18 protein-coding genes and 1 other RNA gene are annotated in these 18,012 nt (G+C 56.8%); 8 read left to right on the top strand and 11 right to left on the bottom strand.

Annotated elements, in window-relative coordinates:
• Nucleotides 1-3: 3 nt before the first annotated feature.
• Nucleotides 4-666 (bottom strand): cyclase family protein, encoded by a 663-nt coding sequence (locus tag SV253_04190; GenBank protein MDY6775264.1) that lies wholly within the window; start codon nucleotides 664-666, stop codon nucleotides 4-6.
• Between the two features lie 113 nt (nucleotides 667-779).
• Between SV253_04190 and SV253_04185 the strand changes: the two genes are divergently transcribed.
• The 3 genes from SV253_04185 (at nucleotide 780) to SV253_04175 (ending at nucleotide 4,347) form a co-directional block, all read left to right on the top strand.
• Nucleotides 780-2,357 (top strand): globin-coupled sensor protein, encoded by a 1,578-nt coding sequence (locus SV253_04185; protein MDY6775263.1) that lies wholly within the window; start codon nucleotides 780-782, stop codon nucleotides 2,355-2,357.
• Between the two features lie 128 nt (nucleotides 2,358-2,485).
• On the top strand, nucleotides 2,486-3,820 hold the full coding sequence (locus tag SV253_04180) for a methyl-accepting chemotaxis protein (protein MDY6775262.1): 1,335 nt from the start codon (nucleotides 2,486-2,488) through the stop codon (nucleotides 3,818-3,820).
• Nucleotides 3,821-3,876: 56 nt separating this feature from the next.
• Nucleotides 3,877-4,347: a cupin domain-containing protein gene (locus SV253_04175; protein MDY6775261.1), complete on the top strand. Its 471-nt coding sequence runs from the start codon at nucleotides 3,877-3,879 to the stop codon at nucleotides 4,345-4,347.
• A 73-nt stretch (nucleotides 4,348-4,420) separates the two neighbouring features.
• Here SV253_04175 and dph5 read toward each other — a convergent pair whose 3' ends face one another.
• Complete coding sequence (dph5, locus tag SV253_04170) at nucleotides 4,421-5,173, bottom strand: diphthine synthase (protein MDY6775260.1); 753 nt, start codon at nucleotides 5,171-5,173, stop codon at nucleotides 4,421-4,423.
• A gap of 60 nt (nucleotides 5,174-5,233) precedes the next feature.
• On the opposite strand from dph5, the gene SV253_04165 reads away from it, so the two are divergent.
• Together SV253_04165 and SV253_04160 are read left to right on the top strand one after the other, a co-directional pair.
• On the top strand, nucleotides 5,234-5,809 hold the full coding sequence (locus SV253_04165; protein MDY6775259.1) for an isochorismatase family cysteine hydrolase: 576 nt from the start codon (nucleotides 5,234-5,236) through the stop codon (nucleotides 5,807-5,809).
• Between the two features lie 592 nt (nucleotides 5,810-6,401).
• Nucleotides 6,402-7,571 (top strand): nicotinate phosphoribosyltransferase, encoded by a 1,170-nt coding sequence (locus SV253_04160; GenBank protein ID MDY6775258.1) that lies wholly within the window; start codon nucleotides 6,402-6,404, stop codon nucleotides 7,569-7,571.
• Here SV253_04160 and SV253_04155 read toward each other — a convergent pair.
• Nucleotides 7,564-8,190 (bottom strand): TIGR00296 family protein, encoded by a 627-nt coding sequence (locus SV253_04155; protein MDY6775257.1) that lies wholly within the window; start codon nucleotides 8,188-8,190, stop codon nucleotides 7,564-7,566. The genes SV253_04160 and SV253_04155 overlap by 8 nt on opposite strands.
• A 110-nt stretch (nucleotides 8,191-8,300) precedes the next feature.
• Here SV253_04155 and rnpB point away from each other — a divergent pair.
• From rnpB to SV253_04140, 3 genes are all read left to right on the top strand, one after another.
• An RNA gene (gene rnpB, locus SV253_04150) (RNase P RNA component) lies at nucleotides 8,301-8,682 on the top strand.
• 56 nt (nucleotides 8,683-8,738) lie between these two features.
• Entirely contained in the window at nucleotides 8,739-9,053 is a 315-nt protein-coding gene (locus SV253_04145) for a hypothetical protein (protein ID MDY6775256.1), read from the top strand.
• A gap of 58 nt (nucleotides 9,054-9,111) precedes the next feature.
• Entirely contained in the window at nucleotides 9,112-10,026 is a 915-nt protein-coding gene (locus tag SV253_04140; GenBank protein ID MDY6775255.1) for a thiamine-phosphate synthase family protein, read from the top strand.
• A gap of 7 nt (nucleotides 10,027-10,033) precedes the next feature.
• On the opposite strand, the gene SV253_04135 is transcribed toward SV253_04140, so the two are convergent.
• From SV253_04135 to glnA, 8 genes are all read right to left on the bottom strand, one after another.
• Nucleotides 10,034-10,627, bottom strand: coding sequence for a hypothetical protein (locus SV253_04135; protein MDY6775254.1), 594 nt, complete (start codon nucleotides 10,625-10,627; stop codon nucleotides 10,034-10,036).
• 1 nt (nucleotide 10,628) lies between these two features.
• Nucleotides 10,629-11,942, bottom strand: a complete 1,314-nt coding sequence (locus tag SV253_04130) for a divalent metal cation transporter (protein MDY6775253.1) — start codon at nucleotides 11,940-11,942, stop codon at nucleotides 10,629-10,631.
• 60 nt (nucleotides 11,943-12,002) lie between these two features.
• Complete coding sequence (locus SV253_04125; protein ID MDY6775252.1) at nucleotides 12,003-13,055, bottom strand: phosphate uptake regulator PhoU; 1,053 nt, start codon at nucleotides 13,053-13,055, stop codon at nucleotides 12,003-12,005.
• 1 nt (nucleotide 13,056) lies between these two features.
• The gene (locus tag SV253_04120; protein ID MDY6775251.1) at nucleotides 13,057-13,695 is read right to left on the bottom strand and encodes an MBL fold metallo-hydrolase; all 639 of its coding nucleotides are present in this window, start codon (nucleotides 13,693-13,695) and stop codon (nucleotides 13,057-13,059) included.
• A complete protein-coding gene (locus SV253_04115) occupies nucleotides 13,695-14,543 on the bottom strand; it encodes an NAD+ synthase (protein MDY6775250.1) in 849 nt (282 codons plus the stop codon). Before SV253_04115 ends, SV253_04120 begins: the two co-directional genes overlap by 1 nt.
• Nucleotide 14,544: 1 nt before the next feature.
• Complete coding sequence (locus tag SV253_04110) at nucleotides 14,545-14,883, bottom strand: P-II family nitrogen regulator (protein MDY6775249.1); 339 nt, start codon at nucleotides 14,881-14,883, stop codon at nucleotides 14,545-14,547.
• Nucleotides 14,880-16,202, bottom strand: coding sequence for an ammonium transporter (locus tag SV253_04105; GenBank protein MDY6775248.1), 1,323 nt, complete (start codon nucleotides 16,200-16,202; stop codon nucleotides 14,880-14,882). The genes SV253_04110 and SV253_04105 overlap by 4 nt, the downstream gene beginning before the upstream one ends.
• A gap of 65 nt (nucleotides 16,203-16,267) precedes the next feature.
• Nucleotides 16,268-17,596 (bottom strand): type I glutamate--ammonia ligase, encoded by a 1,329-nt coding sequence (gene glnA, locus SV253_04100; GenBank protein MDY6775247.1) that lies wholly within the window; start codon nucleotides 17,594-17,596, stop codon nucleotides 16,268-16,270.
• Between the last annotated feature and the right edge of the window lie 416 nt (nucleotides 17,597-18,012).

The following is an 18,012-nucleotide window of genomic DNA, read 5'->3' as shown; positions in this document are numbered from 1 at the left end:
GGTTCACACAGTTCCATCTGTCTTACTGAGTCTAACCCCGACAGCACGCACGGGCGACGCGTCGGTATCGAGACGTAATGGATAGGCTCGGAGTTCGAATCTCTCGGGTAGCTTTCCGAGGTTCGTGAGGTTCTCGAAGATCAGACATCCCTCGCCGAGAAGAGCACTGTGTGCGTCGAAGCTCGTGTTAGTGTCGTGGGACTCCTCCGAGGGCGTCGGATCGGGGCTGAGTGTGTCGGTTCCGACTGCGACCCCGTGTTCGGCACAGTACTCAGCCGCCTCGCGCGACAGATACGGATGATCGAGGTATCTGTCGGTATTCCAGTGTCTGTCCCAGCCCGTCCAGAAGACTAGGCAGTCGACGGATGTATCGGCACTGAGGTCAGGGAGACGTTCGAGACCTATACTCTCGCGCGAGCCCAGGTCACGGCAGTCGACACGTAGGCTCTCGAAGACGAACGACTCTACTCCGTACGACCCGAGCGAGTCTCCGTCGGGCTCTGTGTGGGACGGCGCGTCGACGTGTGTTCCGGTGTGGCTTCCGAGCGACAGACGTGAGACCCTGTATCCGTCCTCAGAGTAGACCGAGTCGGGCTCTATCTCGACGTCGGGGTCTCCTGGGTACGTCTGGGTCTGATCATCGACACGATGGGTCAGGTCTTGCATAAACGTACGACGCGTCCGCGGGTCAAAAAAGGAAGGAACCCCGGTTAGGACATTTTTACGGTATTTCCATATCTACCCAAAAAAATATAAGTTACCGTGCTGAAGACAGGCGCATGAGCCTGGGGGAAAAGTCCTCTTCTGGGGGGAGAGGAAGTAAAGTTGACGGCAGTAGTCTCATAGACGAGTTAGGAATAGACGAGAGCGAGATAGAGTTCAGAAAGAAGATAATCGGATTCGACGGCGAGGACGCTCGGAGACTCCGGAAGCTCACTCCTGTGTTGGAGAAGGTAAAGGACGAAGCCGTCGACGACTTCTATGCGACGTTGGAGTCGTTCGAGGAGACCGACGAGATACTACAGCGCTCGTCACGTCCCGTCTCCGAACTCAAGAAGACACAGAAGGAGTATCTTCTGTCTCTCGGAAACGGGAGCTACAGTACGGAGTACTTCGCAGACCGCGCACGGATAGGCAAGCTACACGACATGATAAATATGCCTCCGAAGTACTACTTCGGGGCTTACGTACTCTATTACAGAAACATACTTCCCGAGATAAGGAGACGTGCCCAAGACGGGATAGCTGAGAGGGTCGCCGACGAGGTATCCAACTCCGACTCCGACTCTGACTACGGCTCCGAGTCGGATCTCAAACGCAGTATAGAGTCAGCAGTCGAGTCGGAGCTGTCCGACTGTTTCGAGACCGTGATGTCGGTTCTCAAGATAACTAACCTCGACATGCAGATCGCAGTCGACACATACCAGCACTCGTTCCTCAGTGATATAGAGAACATAGAAGCCATGGAGAGAATGGCAGAAGGCGTCGAGGACTCCACCGAGATAGTCAAGGACACGAGCAAGGAAGTCAACCAACTCGCGTCGGAGACGGAGGAGACCGTGAAGGGTCAGAAGGAGGACATAGACGAGATCGCATCCGAGATATCCGGTCTGAGTGCTTCGGTAGAGGAGATAGCCGCGAGTGCCGACGAGGTCTCTCTCGCAGCTGACAGGGCGAGTCAGAAGGGGACTGACGGGAGACGTAAAGCCGAGAGAGCCGAGGTATCGATCCGTAACATACGTGACGCCAACGACGAGGTCAGACAGAACATGGAAGACCTCCACAGCATGATGGACGAGATAAACGAGGTGGTCGAGGTCATAAACGACATAGCCGACCAGACCAACCTCCTCGCACTCAACGCGAGCATAGAGGCTGCGAGGGCGGGAGAGGCGGGCGACGGCTTCGCTGTCGTCGCCGACGAGGTCAAGGATCTCGCCGAACAGTCCCAGGAACGTGCGACAGAGATAGAGGAGATCGTCGAGGGGATACAGGAGACCGCCGACGAGACCCTCGACAGCCTCGAAGAGATGGACGAAGACGTCAGCGAAGGAATCTCGGTTGTGAACACGGCTGCGGAGACATTCAAGGAGGTCAACTCCGCAGTCGAGGAGGCGTCCGACGGAATTAACGAAGTCGCCGAGGCGACCGAAGACCAGGCGACGAGCACCGAGGAGGTCGCCGGAATGGTCGACGAAGTCAGCACTAAGGCGGAGTCTGCGACACGTAAGACCCACGAGATGAAGGAGAAGACCAACGAACAGCTAGAGGACTTCGTTCTGATAACCGAGGCACTTGAGAATCTGATATCCGAGGCAGCAGTCGACATAGACGAGATCAGACAGCAGATAGGCTGAGGCTGAGATGAAGGCGGTCTGACCGTTCTGTATATCCGGATTTTTAGTAGGGTTTACTGTGTGAGAATCTTGCAAAATTCCTACATATACAAGTATATATAGCCATGTGATGAAGCCAGTATAGGCATATGTCTATTGATAAGAGCCTTCCAAGGCATGACAGCTCCGACGCTGACCTCTCTCAGGACATCTCAGGGGGCAAGGATCTGACTGAGAAGGAGTTCAGGGAAGAGCTCGGCAACAACATAAGGACGGTGATGGAGTCGACGGGGGCTGCGATGAGAATACTCGACACCGACTTCAATGTCATACTCGAAAACCAGCAGATGAAGGAGATGGGCGACATAGAAGCCGAAGGTGTCGAAGACGTCAAATGCTTCGACCAGTTCTCGAACCCCGACGTATGTGGCACGGATAACTGCACTCTCAACCAGATAGTCGACCACGGCAAGGACGAGATACGTGTCGAGGTCAACAAGGAAAGCCACGACGGCGAGGTGATACCCACCGAACTCATCTGCCGCCCGATTCGTGACACGGAGGGTGACGTAATAGGAATCGCCGAGACCTTCAGAGACCTCACAGACGAGAAAGAGACCGTGGGTAACGTCAAGGACTCGGTCGACGACCTCAAGGAAGTCTCCCAGCACGTGGCTCAGAACTCACAGGAGATTAGTCGCCTCACCGACGAACAGTCGGAGTCGATGGAACAGATATCGAGCGAGGTCTCGAATCTGAGTGCGACCGTCGAGGAGATCGCTTCGAGTACCGACGAGGTCAGCCAGAGAAGCGAGACTGCGAGGGACAAGGCTTCGGAGGGAGAGGAGTCAGCCGAGGAGGCGGTCGAGATGATGGAGAGGATAGAGGAGTCTTCTCACGAGGTCTCGGAGGACGTCAAAGACCTAAGGAAGAGCGTCGAGGAGATAAACGAGATAGTCGAGGTCATAAACGACATCGCTGACCAGACTAACCTACTCGCTCTCAACGCCAACATAGAGGCGGCAAGAGCGGGGGAGGCAGGCGACGGATTCGCTGTCGTCGCCGATGAGGTCAAACAGCTCGCCGAGGAGTCACAGAGCCACGCGAGCGAGATAGAGGAGATCGTCGAGACGATACAGGAGAACGCGATGGAGACAGTCGAGAGCCTCGAAGACAACAACCAGCTTATCGACGAGGGTGCCGACAAGGTCGAGACCGCGGGCGAGAACTTCAAGGAGATCGCCGATATGGTCGAGGAGGTCTCCCAGAGCGTAGAGGAGGTATCGAGTGCCACGAACCAGCAGGCATCAAGCTCCGAGGAGATAGCGAGCATGGTAGACGAGGCATCCGAGAAGGCTGAGAGGGTCTCCGACAAGGCAGAGGACATAGCCGCCTCGAACGAGGAACAGGAGGCTATGGTCGAGGGAATCAGCAGTGAGGTCGACAGTATGAACGAGTTAGACGTCCAGAGCGAGATAGACTGAATTTAATTTAAAAGCACCAGTATCTTTTTCGTCACTGAGGACACGTCTGTGGCTGTATGCAGAAGATCGACCTTAACAGTATGACTCCGGAGGAAGACCCCCGGAACAGACAGAGCGTCTCGGAGCCGCTGGGTGCTCAGGACTTCTCGATGAACTACTACGTGCTTGAGCCGGGAGAGAACTTCGCCGACGCTGTACACAGCCATCTTGACCAGGAGGAGACCTTCTTCGTTCTCGAAGGCGAGGCTACCTTCGAGACAAAGCCCGAGTTAGACGCCGAAACCGAGACTGTCACTGTGACTCAGGGACAGATGGTTAGGTTCGACCCGGGCGAGTATCTACAGGGACGGAACGAGTCGGACGAGACAGTCCGGGCTCTCGCACTCGGCACTCCTCAGGAGTCGACTGATATCCGTATTGCGGCATCTTGCCCCGACTGTGGCGAAGCCGACTACATGGAGTTCACAGTGATAGACGGAGAGCCGGGGATGAGATGTCCCGACTGTGGCGCGGAGTTCGAGGCTTAGCTTAATCCGTAGCCGTAGAATTAGACGTAGACTTAGGAGGTCGGCGTGGACGTATCAGAGAAGTAGTGTAGTATCACAGGTTCGCTATCTCCTTGAGGCTCTCCTCCTCTATGTGGTGTAGAGACGCGGGCACGACGAGTATATGGAGAGGAGGTCCGAAGTCGTGGTTCGAGACCTCGTCGGGGGTTCCCGCGAAGACCTCAGGAGACTCGCTCCCTGCACGAGCTATGCCGACGACGGTGTCTATCTCACCCGAGTTGTCGGTCTCGCCGAGTATCCTCGCGCCCTCGTCGGCGGTCATGTATCTCCCTTCCTCGCCCTCGACCTCTATGTCGAGGAAGACGACTGTATGGAGATCTCTTTCGAGGTTCTCGATCACCGCCTCGTAGGGCGAGTCAGGTCTCCAGCCGTCGTGTTCGAACGGAAGAGTCGTCGAACGTCCGAACCTGTAGTTCTGGAGTCCGGTGACACCCGAGACGGCGGTCTGTATGCTCGGCGCGTGTATCACACGTGTCTCTATCCCCCTCTCGTGGGCACGGAGACGCAGGTCGGCGTGTGTCGTGCTCACCATCGCGTCGCCTCCCGAGAGGAAGACGACGTTATTCTCGCGCGCCTCGTCTAAGAACTCTGGGTCTGACTCGACGTCCTCCCTTGACAGCCTGTTTATCTCGACGCTGTGGAACTCCTCTAGCTCTTCGAGTGACGTCCCCGAGAGTACGCTCGTGTAGAACTCGGCGTAGACGGAGTCAGCGTCGGCAATCGCGTCCCTCCCCTTGAGGGTGATATCGCGCTCGTCGTAGAGTCCTAGACCAACGAAGCTTAACATACGCCAAAGACGGAACGCGTGGTCAAAAGTCTGATTTTTTATGACTGTGTAGAGCCCAACATGGTAGATCTAAACCCCGACTCGACCGCCGTCGTAGTCGTCGACATGCAGAATGCCTTCTGTCATCCCGATGGCAGTCTCTACGCCGAGCCGAGCGAGACTGCGATAGTCGGCGTACAAGACGTCGTCGAGGAGGCGCGCGCCAACGGCGTCCAGCTAATCTACACGAGAGACGTACATCCCGAGGGACAGTTCGACGGAAACCATTACTACGACGAGTTCGAGAGATGGGGCGAGCACGTCGTCGAAGGGTCTTGGGACTCCGAGATAGTCGACGACATCGACGTACACGAGTCCGACCACGTAGTCGTCAAACACACCTACGACGCCTTCTACGAGACCGAGTTGGAGGGCTTCCTCGACAGCCACGGCATAGACGACCTCGTGATCTGTGGCACACTCTCTAACGTCTGTGTACTACACACAGCGAGCAGCGCGGGTCTGCGTGACTACCGTCCCATCTTGGTCGAGGACGCAGTCGGCTATATCGACGAGTCGGACAAGGAGTACTCTCTCGAACACGCTGACTGGCTCTTCGGTGAGGTAGTCGACTCGACCGAGATAGAGTACGATTGACCTCCTCCTCCGCCTGAAGACGGTACGAATTCTCCGAATTCGTTAGCCATCCAGATCAAAGATCTGGAGACGTATGCTGAGGTTCCCTCAGCATGCTCGTGAATCGGAGATTCACGAACGCAGGAATCCGCGAAGCGGAAATTAAGGTTGGGCGTTTCCTAACGGTCAAGTTCCTTTTCAGGAGCCGTGTCGTAGGTTCCCGCCTAATTATTACCAAAGTTGTGAAATATTTGATTTCACAGCCCACAAAATCGAAGATTTTGTGAAGGCGTGGTTTACAGCCCGTACAGCACGGTCAAACGTGCCTATCTCCCCACTCATGGTGGGCGTGTCTTCGCAAGGTCGAAGACCTTGCTCGACGGCAGGTTGTTCAGCCTGCGAGTTTCCGCTTACGTCAACCTAATGTTACGGCGGTTACATCCAATATACATTTGAGCAATATATTCTTTGTGCTGAATATCCGGTTAAGGCATACAAATTGGTTAAGTCAAATAGCATGACGCATTCATCCTGACCCTAAAGGGTCAGGCATTCTGCTGTCCTATCTGTAAGAGACCGAGTATATAAGGTGAGACGACGAGAATACTTCGGTATGGACAAGACCCACAGGAAGTACGACATACTCACTCCCGACGACATAGACGACGGACGGGTGACAGACGCCTACTTCGAGACGACAGAGGAGGTACTCGAATACGCCGACAGAAACCCCGAAGTCGTCGCCGAAGTTGGCGAGGAAACCGACGACTGGCACGTCTTCGCGGGTCTCAAGGACGTCGCCCAGCTTCTCGAAGGAAAGCCCGTCGACGTCTACTCAGTCCCCGAGGGCACCCTCTTCAGGAACTCGCCCGTGATGCGTATAGAGGGCGACTATCTCGACTTCGGGAGGTACGAGACGGCTCTCCTCGGATTCATCTGTAAGGCGAGCGGCGTCGCCACGAAGGCTATGAGGGCGAAAGCCGCCGCGGGAGACAGGACAGTCCTGAGCTTCGGGACACGCAGACAGCATCCCGCGACCGCGGGGATGATAGAGAGATCCGCCTTAATCGGAGGAATGGACGGAATCTCTAACGTCGCAGGAGGAGAGGCGATAGGAGTCGAAGCCGGAGGTACGATGCCCCACGCACTCGTTATCTCGATGGGCGACCAAGAGGAGGCGTGGCTCGCGTACGACGAAGCACTCGACGAGTCGGTGCCGCGGGTTCTTCTGTGTGACACATACGACGACGAGAAGAAAGAGGCGACGAGAGCCGTCGAACTCCTCGATAACGTAGACAGCGTCCGTCTCGACACTACTTCGAGTAGACGTGGCGACATGAAGGAGATCGCTGAGGAAGTCAGATGGGAGTTGGACGCACGAGGATACGAGGACGTAGGAATATTCGTGAGCGGCGGCGTCGACGCCGGCGAGATACTCGAACTCAGAGACGTCGTAGACGGATTCGGTGTCGGGGGATACGTAGCCAACGCCGACCCCGTGGACTTCTCACTCGACATAGTCGAGGTTGACGGCGAGTTCGCGGCTAAGAGGGGCACGAAAAGCGGTGCGAAGGAAATCTACCGTGACTACGAGACCATGGAAGACACCGTCGTGTATACAGGCGGCGACGGTGAGGCTCCCGACGAAGCCGAGAGACTCATGGAGCCCGTCATAGACGACGGCGAAATACTGACTGAGTTCTCGATAGAAGACGCGAGACAGAGAGTAGAAGAAGGAGTGGAGAGAGTCAGAGAAAAACAGGACGACTGTCTCTTCAGCTGAAGCTGACTTCTTCGACGTCTCCTCCGGGAGACCTCTCTCTGAAGACGGCTCCCTCGAAGGTATAGACACTCACGTTGTCCTGTTTCCAAGACCCACGCCCCATCTGACCGTTGTTACACGACCCGGCTTTACAGCAGACCCTGTCGAGGAACTCGGCGGAGCTCCAGCCGTGTTCGACCGGCATCGTCGGAAGCATCCATCCCGACTCGTCGGAGGTCTCGACTATCAGACCATGACGACCTACCTCGACGTCTGTCTCCGGGTCGGCGACCTCGTCTATCGAGTCGAGGGCACAGAGTGTGATACTTATACTCCTGAGCTCCGACTCCTCTATCTCGGACGTCCCCGAGCTCGAATCCGACGCCTCTATCACGGCATCGATTATAGCCTCCGAGAAATGTTTGTCCCTGTGGTACGATCCAGCACTACCCCTCACCGACCCCCGTCCCCGCGTCGAACTGAGCTTTATGAGAACACCCGTCCTCTCGTAGAAGACGTCCTCCATGCTTCCGGGATGTTCTCTCTGCCCGTTTATGACATACGACTCCATCGATTCGCGCGCGAGTTCGATGGCAGCTTTCCCCTTCTCGTGACTTAGAACGCTGTTCTGAGCCGCCATGGTTGAGTTAGTACGTGTTTAATCTGTGGCTCATTTAGTATAATCTTTTGGTACGTATAGGGGCTGACCGACCCGAAACCGTTTAAGGAGAGCGGTTCTATTTCGTAACACGTAGAGGAAGCACGGCTCCCGTGGGTACGTTTTTAAGACGTACCAAACGAGGAAAGTCCCCCCACCGCAGGGCACACGGCTCGGCGTTCGCTGGGACTCTCAGCGAGCACGTGGGTCGGTTCCGATCCACGCAGACAAGCCGGGGTCGGGAGACCGGCGGCTCTGGAACAGAAACGACACGTCCTCGCCCGATCGATGAGGAACGCGAAGTCGACGGCTACTTACAGACGCCGACGAGTTAACCTTCCGAGACACGACGGCGAGGGAACGGTGGAACGGCGAATCCCCGTGGGTGCAAGCCGGCTATGGTAAGCCCTGCCTCGATAGTCGGTGCTCAGCTGAATGCCGTGGTGAACAGAAGGGGGCTTACTCTCCTCAACGTGTACTCAATCTAACCGCCGACAGTATAAAGTTACTCGCCGTACAACTCTACTTCTATGTCACAGAGAGAGTCCGTAAAGAAGCTCAAGTCAGTCGTCAGCGACCTAGAGTCGAAGATGGAGTCAGAGGGGAAGAAGAAGGCGTCCGAACTCACACAGCGCGTCAAGGAGGAGGTCGAGAATATCGAGAAGAGACTGTCGGAGAAAAGAGAGGCAAAGGAGAGGCAGAAGGCGGTCGATGGACTCAGATCCGACGTGGACGAGATACAGGAGGAGTTCGAGAAAGGAATAGAGGAACAGAGAGAGGAGATGTCGGAGATGATCCAGAACGTGAGGAAGAGAATAGACGAGGTAGAGGAGAAGATGGACTGACTAATTAAGTTAAGTTGAGTTGAGTTAACTTAATAACTCCTTCTCACGAAAGACGCGTATGGCGTTACGTTTCCCGAGCGAGATAGTCGTCGAGAGATTTCTGCCTACAGCGAGGTCGATGCTGACTTCTGAGCTCAGCTCGCGCGGCTTCACACAGCAGGAGATAGCGAGCCACCTCGGTGTCACCCAGTCGGCTGTGAGCAAGTACATGAGTGGTGAGGGGGGCACAGAGGAACGTTTCGAGAACGACCCGCGGATGGAGGAGACGGTCGAGACGATAGCACGGAGGATAGACGACGACGGCATAGGAGGATACGAGATACTCTCGGAGCTACTCGAACTAGTGCGTGAGTTCGAGGACAGAGGTCCGATCTGTGAGGTACACGAGGACGAGATGCCGTCACTCGAAGGTCTCGGCTGTGACCTGTGCGTGAGGGGATCGGACGAGGAGCTTCTGGCTGAGAGAACCGCGCTCTCTTCTGTCAGAAAAGGCGCGAGGAAACTCGCCAACAGCCCCCGAGTCGCCGAGTACGTCCCAAACGTCGGCACGAACGTCGTGACCGCACTTCCCGACGCAGAGGACGAGACCGACGTCGCAGCCGTCCCGGGACGTATATACACTATGAGAGGACGTATCAATATACCCGCGAACCCCGAGTTCGGGGCGTCACAGCACGTCGCCAGAGCCGTACTCGCGGCTAAACGCGTCGATACCGACGTTAGAGGATGTGTCAACCTCGCGACCTCGGAAAGTCTGTTAGAATCAACCGAGGACGGAGGCTTAGACATAGTCGAGTTCGACGCATCCTACGACAGCCTACAGACGGATCTCTTCGAGGTGTTCAGAGAGTTCGACGGAGTCCCCGATATAGCCTACCACGAGGGGGGCTTCGGTGTCGAGCCCATAACATACGTCTTCGGTGAGACAGCCGTCGAAGCCGGCGAGCTAGCGTCAAGCCTCGTCGATGTGTGATTGTGGGTCAGAGACGTATCTCGGTATCAGACCAGTCTCTGAACCACTCGACAGTCCTCCTCTCATTTAGGTCGACGACGTCAGTCTGTGACGACGAGGACGGGAGACCGTCAGACTCTCTCTCGGAGTCAGCCTCGGTGTCGTAGAAGTTGAGTAGAGAGTCGTCGGCTCTCGAACAGTAACGGGTGAGTGTCTCGGGGTCGGAGCCGGTATACTGGAAAGGTATCGTGGCGTCGTTCACGAAGACAGCGTCGGGACTGTCCGGTGCCGAATCTATTAGACTGATCCCTCTCTCGTAGTTGTCACGCGCGAGTTCGAGGGTCTCTTCCTCGGTGTCAGCCTCTAGACGTGGCGCGTTTGCTTCGAGGACGTACGTAGAGACAGTCTCGGGAACCTCGACGAACCGCGAGACGTGTCCACCCACGAGATCACCGTCTCTCACGAACTCGGGAGCGAAGTCGAGGAGGACTACTGTCTTGTCGTATTCGTATTTGTATTTGTATTCGGCGTACCTCCGGAGTGTCTCAGCCGTGAGACGTGTCTTTCCGGCGTTGAGACCTCCCGAGACTACGACCGACCCCGAGACTGTGACTTCTAGCATTCTACCCCTCGACGGCGAATGCCCCGAGAACGAGTACCGCAGTCGTGAGGACTACGGTGTAGAGTCCCACGAAGACTCCGAGTGGATCGCCGAGTCCACCCGAAAGCTGCTGTCTGACGAAGGACGTAGCTGTCAGGAAGGTCACTCCTATCAGGACTAGTCCGCCGAGGTTTAGGACTGTCGGGTTCGGGGTGTCGACGGCGTCCGAGTTGAGGAGATAGAGGACGATGGCGAGCGCGAAAGGTGTTCCGACGAGCCCAAAGGCTAGGACGAGAACCAGGAGAGGGAAGAAGCTCCCGCCTAGGAAAGCCCCGACCGCGCTTATCCCCGCGACGAAGACGAGGAGTAGACGGTAACGTAGGTCGGAGACGTCTTTCTCCCAGTCGAGCTTGTCGGCGACGAGGTACGGCGGCACGACCGTGTTTCCGCCGAGCGTCGAGACTGCGGCTCCCCAGAGTCCCATCAGGAAGAGCCATTTAGCGTTCTGACCCGCTATGGGTTCGAGTGCGCGCGCTGCGGATGTCGCTGTGAGGTCGGCGGCGTTGATGTCAGGCGAATGGAGAACCGACGCCGCGACGACGAATATCGCGAGACTGTATACGCCGAAGGCGACCAGCATAGAGGTCACGACGTCGAAGGTCGCGACGCCGTAGTCTCGGCGTCTCCAGCCGTGTGACCTCATAGTGTACGACTGCATCGTTATGAGTGTTATATGTACCGCACCTCCGAGGACGCCAGCCGCGGTCACCGCACCGCTCAAGCCTCCGGGTATCCTCGGCACAGTACCCGCTGCGGCTGATCCGAGGTCAACCGGAACCACGAACACTGAAGCCACGAAGGCGATCACGACTCCCGAGACGAGTATCTTAGCACCGACTTCGGCTATCCTGTAGCCTCCGCCCGCGAGACCTGCCGCGAGTATCACCGCCCACGCGACACCCCATATCCGCGCGTCTATATCCGTGACAGTCGCGCTGACGTCGGCGACAGTCTTCATTATAACGAGCTGTGCGAGACCCGCGGCTAAGACGGCATCGACGACGAGTAGCCACGCCCAGCCCTCGCCGAGATGCTTCTCGACGGTCGATACTATGCCTTCCTCGGTGAGTAGTCCGAGACGCATCGCGAGGTACTGCGACACCGAGCCGAGAACCGCAGAGAGGACGACTATCCACAGAAGCTCGTAGCCGAACGACGCCCCCGCTGTCAGGAGGCTCGCCATCGTCGCGGGACCCGCGGCTATAGCACCCGCGAGCCACGTGGGTCCGAGGTCTGAGACATAACCCAGTATTCCCCTGTCTTGAGACTTGCTCATTAAGCCGTCTTATTCTCGCGTTATAGAAAGAGGTTGTGGAACTCTGTTCTCTGTTCTGCCCTACTCGAGCTCTATGCCGTCTCCCGAGGACTCAAGTGCCCTGTTCGATCCCACCTCGGCTATCTCGACGCCCTCCTTCGCCGACTGTGTAGCAGCCGAGACGGTGTCGTTGAACCTCATCAGACTCTTGACGTCGTCGAGATCCTCGAAAGCCTCGGAGACTAACTCCTCCTGCTTCGCTCTGACGTCCTCGAAGAGGTCACGTGTCTGTGTCGCTGCGTCTATGTCGCCTCTCCTGAGACTCTCAAGCGCGTGGTCACAGACCGAGTCGGTGAGATCTATGAGATCTTCGAGACCGTCTACGAGTTCGTCCTCGAAGGGCGATCCGTCCTCGCCCTCGCGCGTAGCCTCCTCGGCGTTCTCCGACATCTCGGCTGCGTAGTCGGCACATCTCTCCAGGCTCTTTGCCGCCGCCCTCGCACCGACTATGTGTAAGGGATTCGTGAGACCTATCTTGTCGACGAGGACGGGGTTCTGCTGGGCTGTGAGTAAGAGACGGAGTATGAGGACGAAGACCTTGTTGGCGTGTTTCTCGCGGTCAGCGCCTCTCCTCGGGAGATCCTCCGTCGGATCTCGGACTGTCTCGACAGCCTCCGCTCTCATCGTCTCGGCGGTCGAGTTGAGACGTCCGAGTAGGTCGTTGACCGAGAACTCAGAGGGGTTTACCGAGAACCTCAGAACCGCCTTACTCGGACGCTCCTCTATCACACCCGCACCCATAAGCTGTTCCTCGGCTCTGTATATCGCGTCGGTCTGTGCGTCTGTGAGACCTTCCTCCGACTCCGACTCTATCACTATCTCCTTCCTTCCTAAGACGTAACTTCCGACTATCGATCTCTCTACGACTATCGGGGGTCGTCCCTCGGCGTCGAGGGTGACCTTCGTGACAGATACGGAGCCCGAGACTGACGGGTATATCGTGAGTGACGAGTCGTTTCCGCTGAAGAGATAGACGTGGTCGCCCTTCTCTACGCCGTATCTCTCAGCCCAGTCGCTCGGGAGGGAGACAGTGAGTGTGCTCTTGCCGACCTGCTGTATCTTTCTCGGCTCCATCCTAAGCTATCCGCTCCTCGGCTTTTGTGATCGACTTTTCGAGAGTCTCTTCGGGATCATACGATATATCTCCGTGACCCGGACATATAACGTCTATTCTGAAGTTGTTGAGTCGCCGGAGCGAGTTGGCGTACTCTCCGTAGCTCCCCGACTTGTAGATGTCGGAGATAGTGCCGTATGCGTAGACTGTGTCTCCCGTGACGAGAGCGCGTGTCTCGGTGTCGTAGACACACAGAGACCCCGAGGTGTGTCCGGGGGTGTGGAGGATCTTGAGCCGCTTACCACCCAGGTCGAATAAGGCGTTGTTTTCGAGCCAGAGATCGACCTCGTACTCCTCTGGCTGTCCGTTCGCCCTGCATTTCATGACGTCGTCGTCGCCTGTCACCATCTTGACGGCGGAGTACCTGTGTGCTGCGACGAGACAGTCGTCCTGGAACCTCGGATTAGCACCTATATGGTCGAAATGCTCGTGCGTGTTCACGAGTATGTCGGGCTCCCCGACCTCCGAGACGACCCTCTCGTAGTTCGAGCTCAGACCCGGGTCGACGACCGCGGTTCTCGACTCGCCCTCGAAGACGTAGGTGTGGCTCCCGGGCTTGTCAGCCTCCACGAAGTAGAGATTCTGGGCTATCTCTTCCATTATGGCATGGGGAGTGGTACCCTCTTGTGTTCGGCTGACTCGTACATCCGACGTAAGCCCGAGACCGTCTCGGTATCGACATCGGTGTCGATCGACTCGGCAATCTCGGAGTCATCGAGGTCTACGTCCGACGAGACCATCAGACGCAGTATCTCGTCGACAGTCTCGTAGGGCGCGCCTAGCTCCGTCTCGTCTGTCTGACCCTCCCAGAGACCCGCTGTAGGGGTCTTCTCGACTATCCGGTCGGGAACCCCAACGTGGCGCGCTAACTCACGCACCTCGGTCTTGTAGAGGCTGCCGAGTGGGAGTATGTCGACACCTCCGTCGCCGTACTTCGTGAAGTATCCGAGGAGTAGCTCGGTTCGGTTTCCTGTGCCGAGGACGAGTAGGTCTCGTGCGTTGGCGACGTAATAGAGGGAAGTCATCCTGAGTCTCGCCTTCGAGTTTCCGACGGCTTTCTTGTTCTTGTCGTTGTCGTCCGCTTCGTCGAGTCGCCCCATCGCGTCCGTGAAGCTATCGACGACTGGCTGGAGATCAATCATCTCGTAGTTGATTCCGAGTGACTCAGCGACTTCGACTGCGTCCTCGGTGTTCGACTCCCGCGTCGACTCGGTCGGTAGTACGAGACCCAAGACCCGCTCGGAGCCGAGGGCTTCGACAGCGACTGTCGCCGCGACTGTCGAGTCTATGCCCCCACTGAGACCCACGACGACTCCGTCGGCTCCCGCGTCCTCTACGTAACTCCGGATGAACGAGGTTATCTCGTTGGTCGTGGCTTCGGGATCGAGACGCGTCTCAAACTCGGTGACTGTCTCAGTCTCGGACTTCTCCTTCATGCTCACTCTCATATCAGACAGCGTCGTCTCCCTCCTCTCCGGTACGTATTCTGACGGCTGTCTCGACGGGCGAGACAAAGATCTTTCCGTCACCTATATCACCAGTTCTCGCGCTGTCGGCTATGACATCGACTATCTCATCGACGTCCTCCTCTGAGGCGACTATCTCTATCCTCGTCTTGTTGAGGAAGTCGACGTTGTACTCCTCGCCCCTCCACGACTGAGTCACACCTTCCTGGAGACCGCGCCCCTTGACGTCAGTCACCGTCATCGAGGGAAAGCCTGCGTCGGAGAGAGACTCCTTGACGTCCTCGAGCTTCTCGGGACGTATCACCGCCTCGACCTTCTTCATCTCTTCTCACCTCCGTCGACTGCTGTCTCTCCGGCTCCCGCGTTACCGCCACTTCCGCTGAACTCGGGGTACGCCGAGACTCCGTGTTCGCCCTCGTCGAGACCCTCTATCTCCTCCGACTCAGAGACCCTGAGACCGACAGTGACCTGTGCGAGCTTGAATATGAAGTATGTCGCGACGACTGTCCAGACGGTTATGACTCCTATTCCGACAGCCTGCATCGCAAGCTGTGTCGCCGAGAATCCCGATACTGCGAAGACGGGTATCAGGAGTGTCCCTATCGCACCCGCGCTTCCGTGAACAGCGAAGACGCCACAGACGTCGTCTATGCCGAGAACGTCAACTACCCATCTGTAGACGAACGGAAGCTGGACTCCGGCTATAAGACCGAGTATCAGACCGCCTACCCACGTCACGTGGGGGACTGCTCCTGTCACGGCGACGAGTCCCGCGAGAAGGCCGTTCGCAGTGAAGAGGGGATCGGGCTTGCCTTCGGTGTAGACTGTTGTGAGTGCGGCTGCGACTCCTCCTGCACCCATTCCGAGTGTGGTGTTGAGTGCTACACGTCCGAGTGCGGTACCCTTGAAGGCGAGCGCGCCGTTCTCGACTGCGAGTACGGTTGCCTGTGTTCCGACGTTGAAGCCGTACCATCCGAAGGCGAGTATCATAGTTCCGAGAGCGACGAGCGTCATCGAGTGACCGGGTATCGGGACGCTGTCACCCTTCGAGTCGAACCTGCCGCGTCTCGGTCCTACCATGTAAGCTCCTACGAGACCCGCGACGCCTCCGAGCATATGTACGACTGTGGCTCCCGCGAAGTCGAGGTAGCCGACCCCGACTGCCGCGCCTAAGAAGCCGTTTCCTGAGAGGAGACCACCGCCCCATGCGAATCCCTGTATTACGGGGTAGACGACCCCCGTGATGCCGACCGAGTAGAAGACGTACGCCTTGAACTTGAGACGTTCGGCTACCGCACCCGAGACTATCGTCGCGGCTGTCATAGCGAAGACAGCGCCGAAGAGCCAGCTTACCCACGCGCTTGAGTCGTTTATGTAGGCGAACGACTCGGCGACTGAGAAGCCTCCTGAAGACGTGAGTCCCGCCGCGACTCCGGCTATTCCGAGTCCCACGAAGAAGTATACGAGGACTCCGAGCGACCAGTCCATCATGTTCTTCATCAGGACGTTGGCGACGTTCTTAGCCCTCACCTGTCCGGCTTCGAGCATCGCGAAGCCCGCCTGCATGAAGAATATCAGGAACGTAACTGTGAGGACCCAGATCGCGTTGACACCGTTCGTGAGTACCTCTAGCTCTACCATCTATGCCACCTCTCTCTGTCTTTCCTCTGTGTCGTGTTTAGATGTGGTTCTCATTCTATGTCACCTCAGAACTTCTCTAAGTAGCTCTCCGTCTCCCAGTCGGAGACGTACGCCTTGTACTCGTTCCACTCGTGTCTCTTCGCCTCGACGAACTTCTCTGCGACGTGGTCACCGAGAGCGTCGAGTATGACGTCGTCTTCTTCGAGGGCGTCGATCGCCTCGTCGAGGTTACTCGGCAGTGTGTCTATGCCGTACTCGTCGCGCTCGTCCTCGTCGAACTCGTATATGTTCTCCCTGACAGGCTCGGGACCTTCGAGTCCTCTCTCGATTCCGTCGAGTCCCGCCTGGAGTATGACCGCGAAGGCGAGGTAGGGATTCGAAGACGGATCGGGAGAGCGCAGCTCTATACGTGACGCTGCGGGCGTTCTCGCGGCGGGCTTACGTATCAGAGCCGAACGGTTGGTGTCGCTCCAAGCGATGTAGACGGGAGCCTCGTATCCCGGCACGAGACGTTTGTACGAGTTGACTGTCGGATTCGTGACCGCCGTGATCGCTGGTGCGTGTTCGAGAAGTCCGGCGAGGAACGACTTCGCAGTATCCGAGAGACCGAACTCGTCGTCGGGGTCGTGGAAAGCATTTCCGTCTTCGTCAAAGAGCGAGAGATGTGTGTGCATTCCGCTTCCGTTTATCTCGGATATCGGCTTAGGCATGAAGGTCGCGTGGAGATCCTTTAGCTCTGAGACCGCCCTCACGACCGAACGGAAGGTAGCGACGTTGTCGGCAGTCGTCAGACCGTCGTCGTACTTGAAGTCGATCTCGTGCTGTCCTTCGGCGACCTCGTGGTGGCTAGCCTCGACGTCGAATCCCATCTCTTCGAGAGCGAGTATGATGTCACGTCGGAGATCACTCGCCATGTCCTTCGGAGCGAGATCGAAGTAGCCTCCCGAGTCGTGGGGCGTCATAGTCGGGTCTCCGTCGTCAGTCTCGAAGACGAAGAACTCGGGCTCTGGACCAGCGTTGACGTCGTAACCCATCTCGTCAGCCTTCGAGAGGGCGCGTTTGAGGACGTGTCTCGGGTCGCCCTCGAAGGGCGTTCCGTCGGTGTCGGTCACATCACAGATGAGACGTGCTGTCTTCGAGCCGTCCTTGTCCCTCCACGGCAGGACTGCGAAGGTGTCAGGGTCGGGATCGAGACGCATGTCCGACTCCTGTATCCTCACGAATCCGTCTACCGACGATCCGTCGAACCAGATACCCTCCTTGAACGCCTTCTCGGCTTGGTCGGCGGGTACCGAGACGTTCTTTACTACTCCCAGGATGTCCGTAAACTGGAGACGCAGAAAGTCCACGTCCTTCTCGTCTATCTCCTCAAGTACCTCGTCGGGGGTCGTCATGCTACCACCTTGTGATCTTCGAAAGACGTCCGTCCAGACTTTACTTTATTAATTTCGGTTCCGCCTATACCGTACATACTTCTTTTTCTCACCACATATACTACAAATACACCTACTTATTTATGTCTTGTCGAAATAAACATGGTACTTAATCCCCTTACAGTTCATGATTCTTTTAATTCTATATTCCGTAAATAGAGTATATACATTGGAAATGTGTCCATATTTAGTGGATTTACTGTAGAAGATAAAGCAGCGACTACGCGTGTAGTACTATCCTAATGATAGTTAATGGTTTAAGACAGGGCGTCTACGGATTATATGTGCTCTCTCACAGGGGGAACGGGAGGGCATAGAAAAGAAAGGGTGACACCGTATACCTGTTCGTGGGGGAATGGGGAAAAGAAGTATACGTC

Source organism: Candidatus Afararchaeum irisae, from assembly GCA_034190545.1.
Classification (GTDB): Archaea; Halobacteriota; Halobacteria; order Halobacteriales; family Afararchaeaceae; genus Afararchaeum; species Afararchaeum irisae.
Note: the sequence above shows the minus strand (reverse complement) of the source record. Positions and strands in the feature narration are given on the sequence as shown.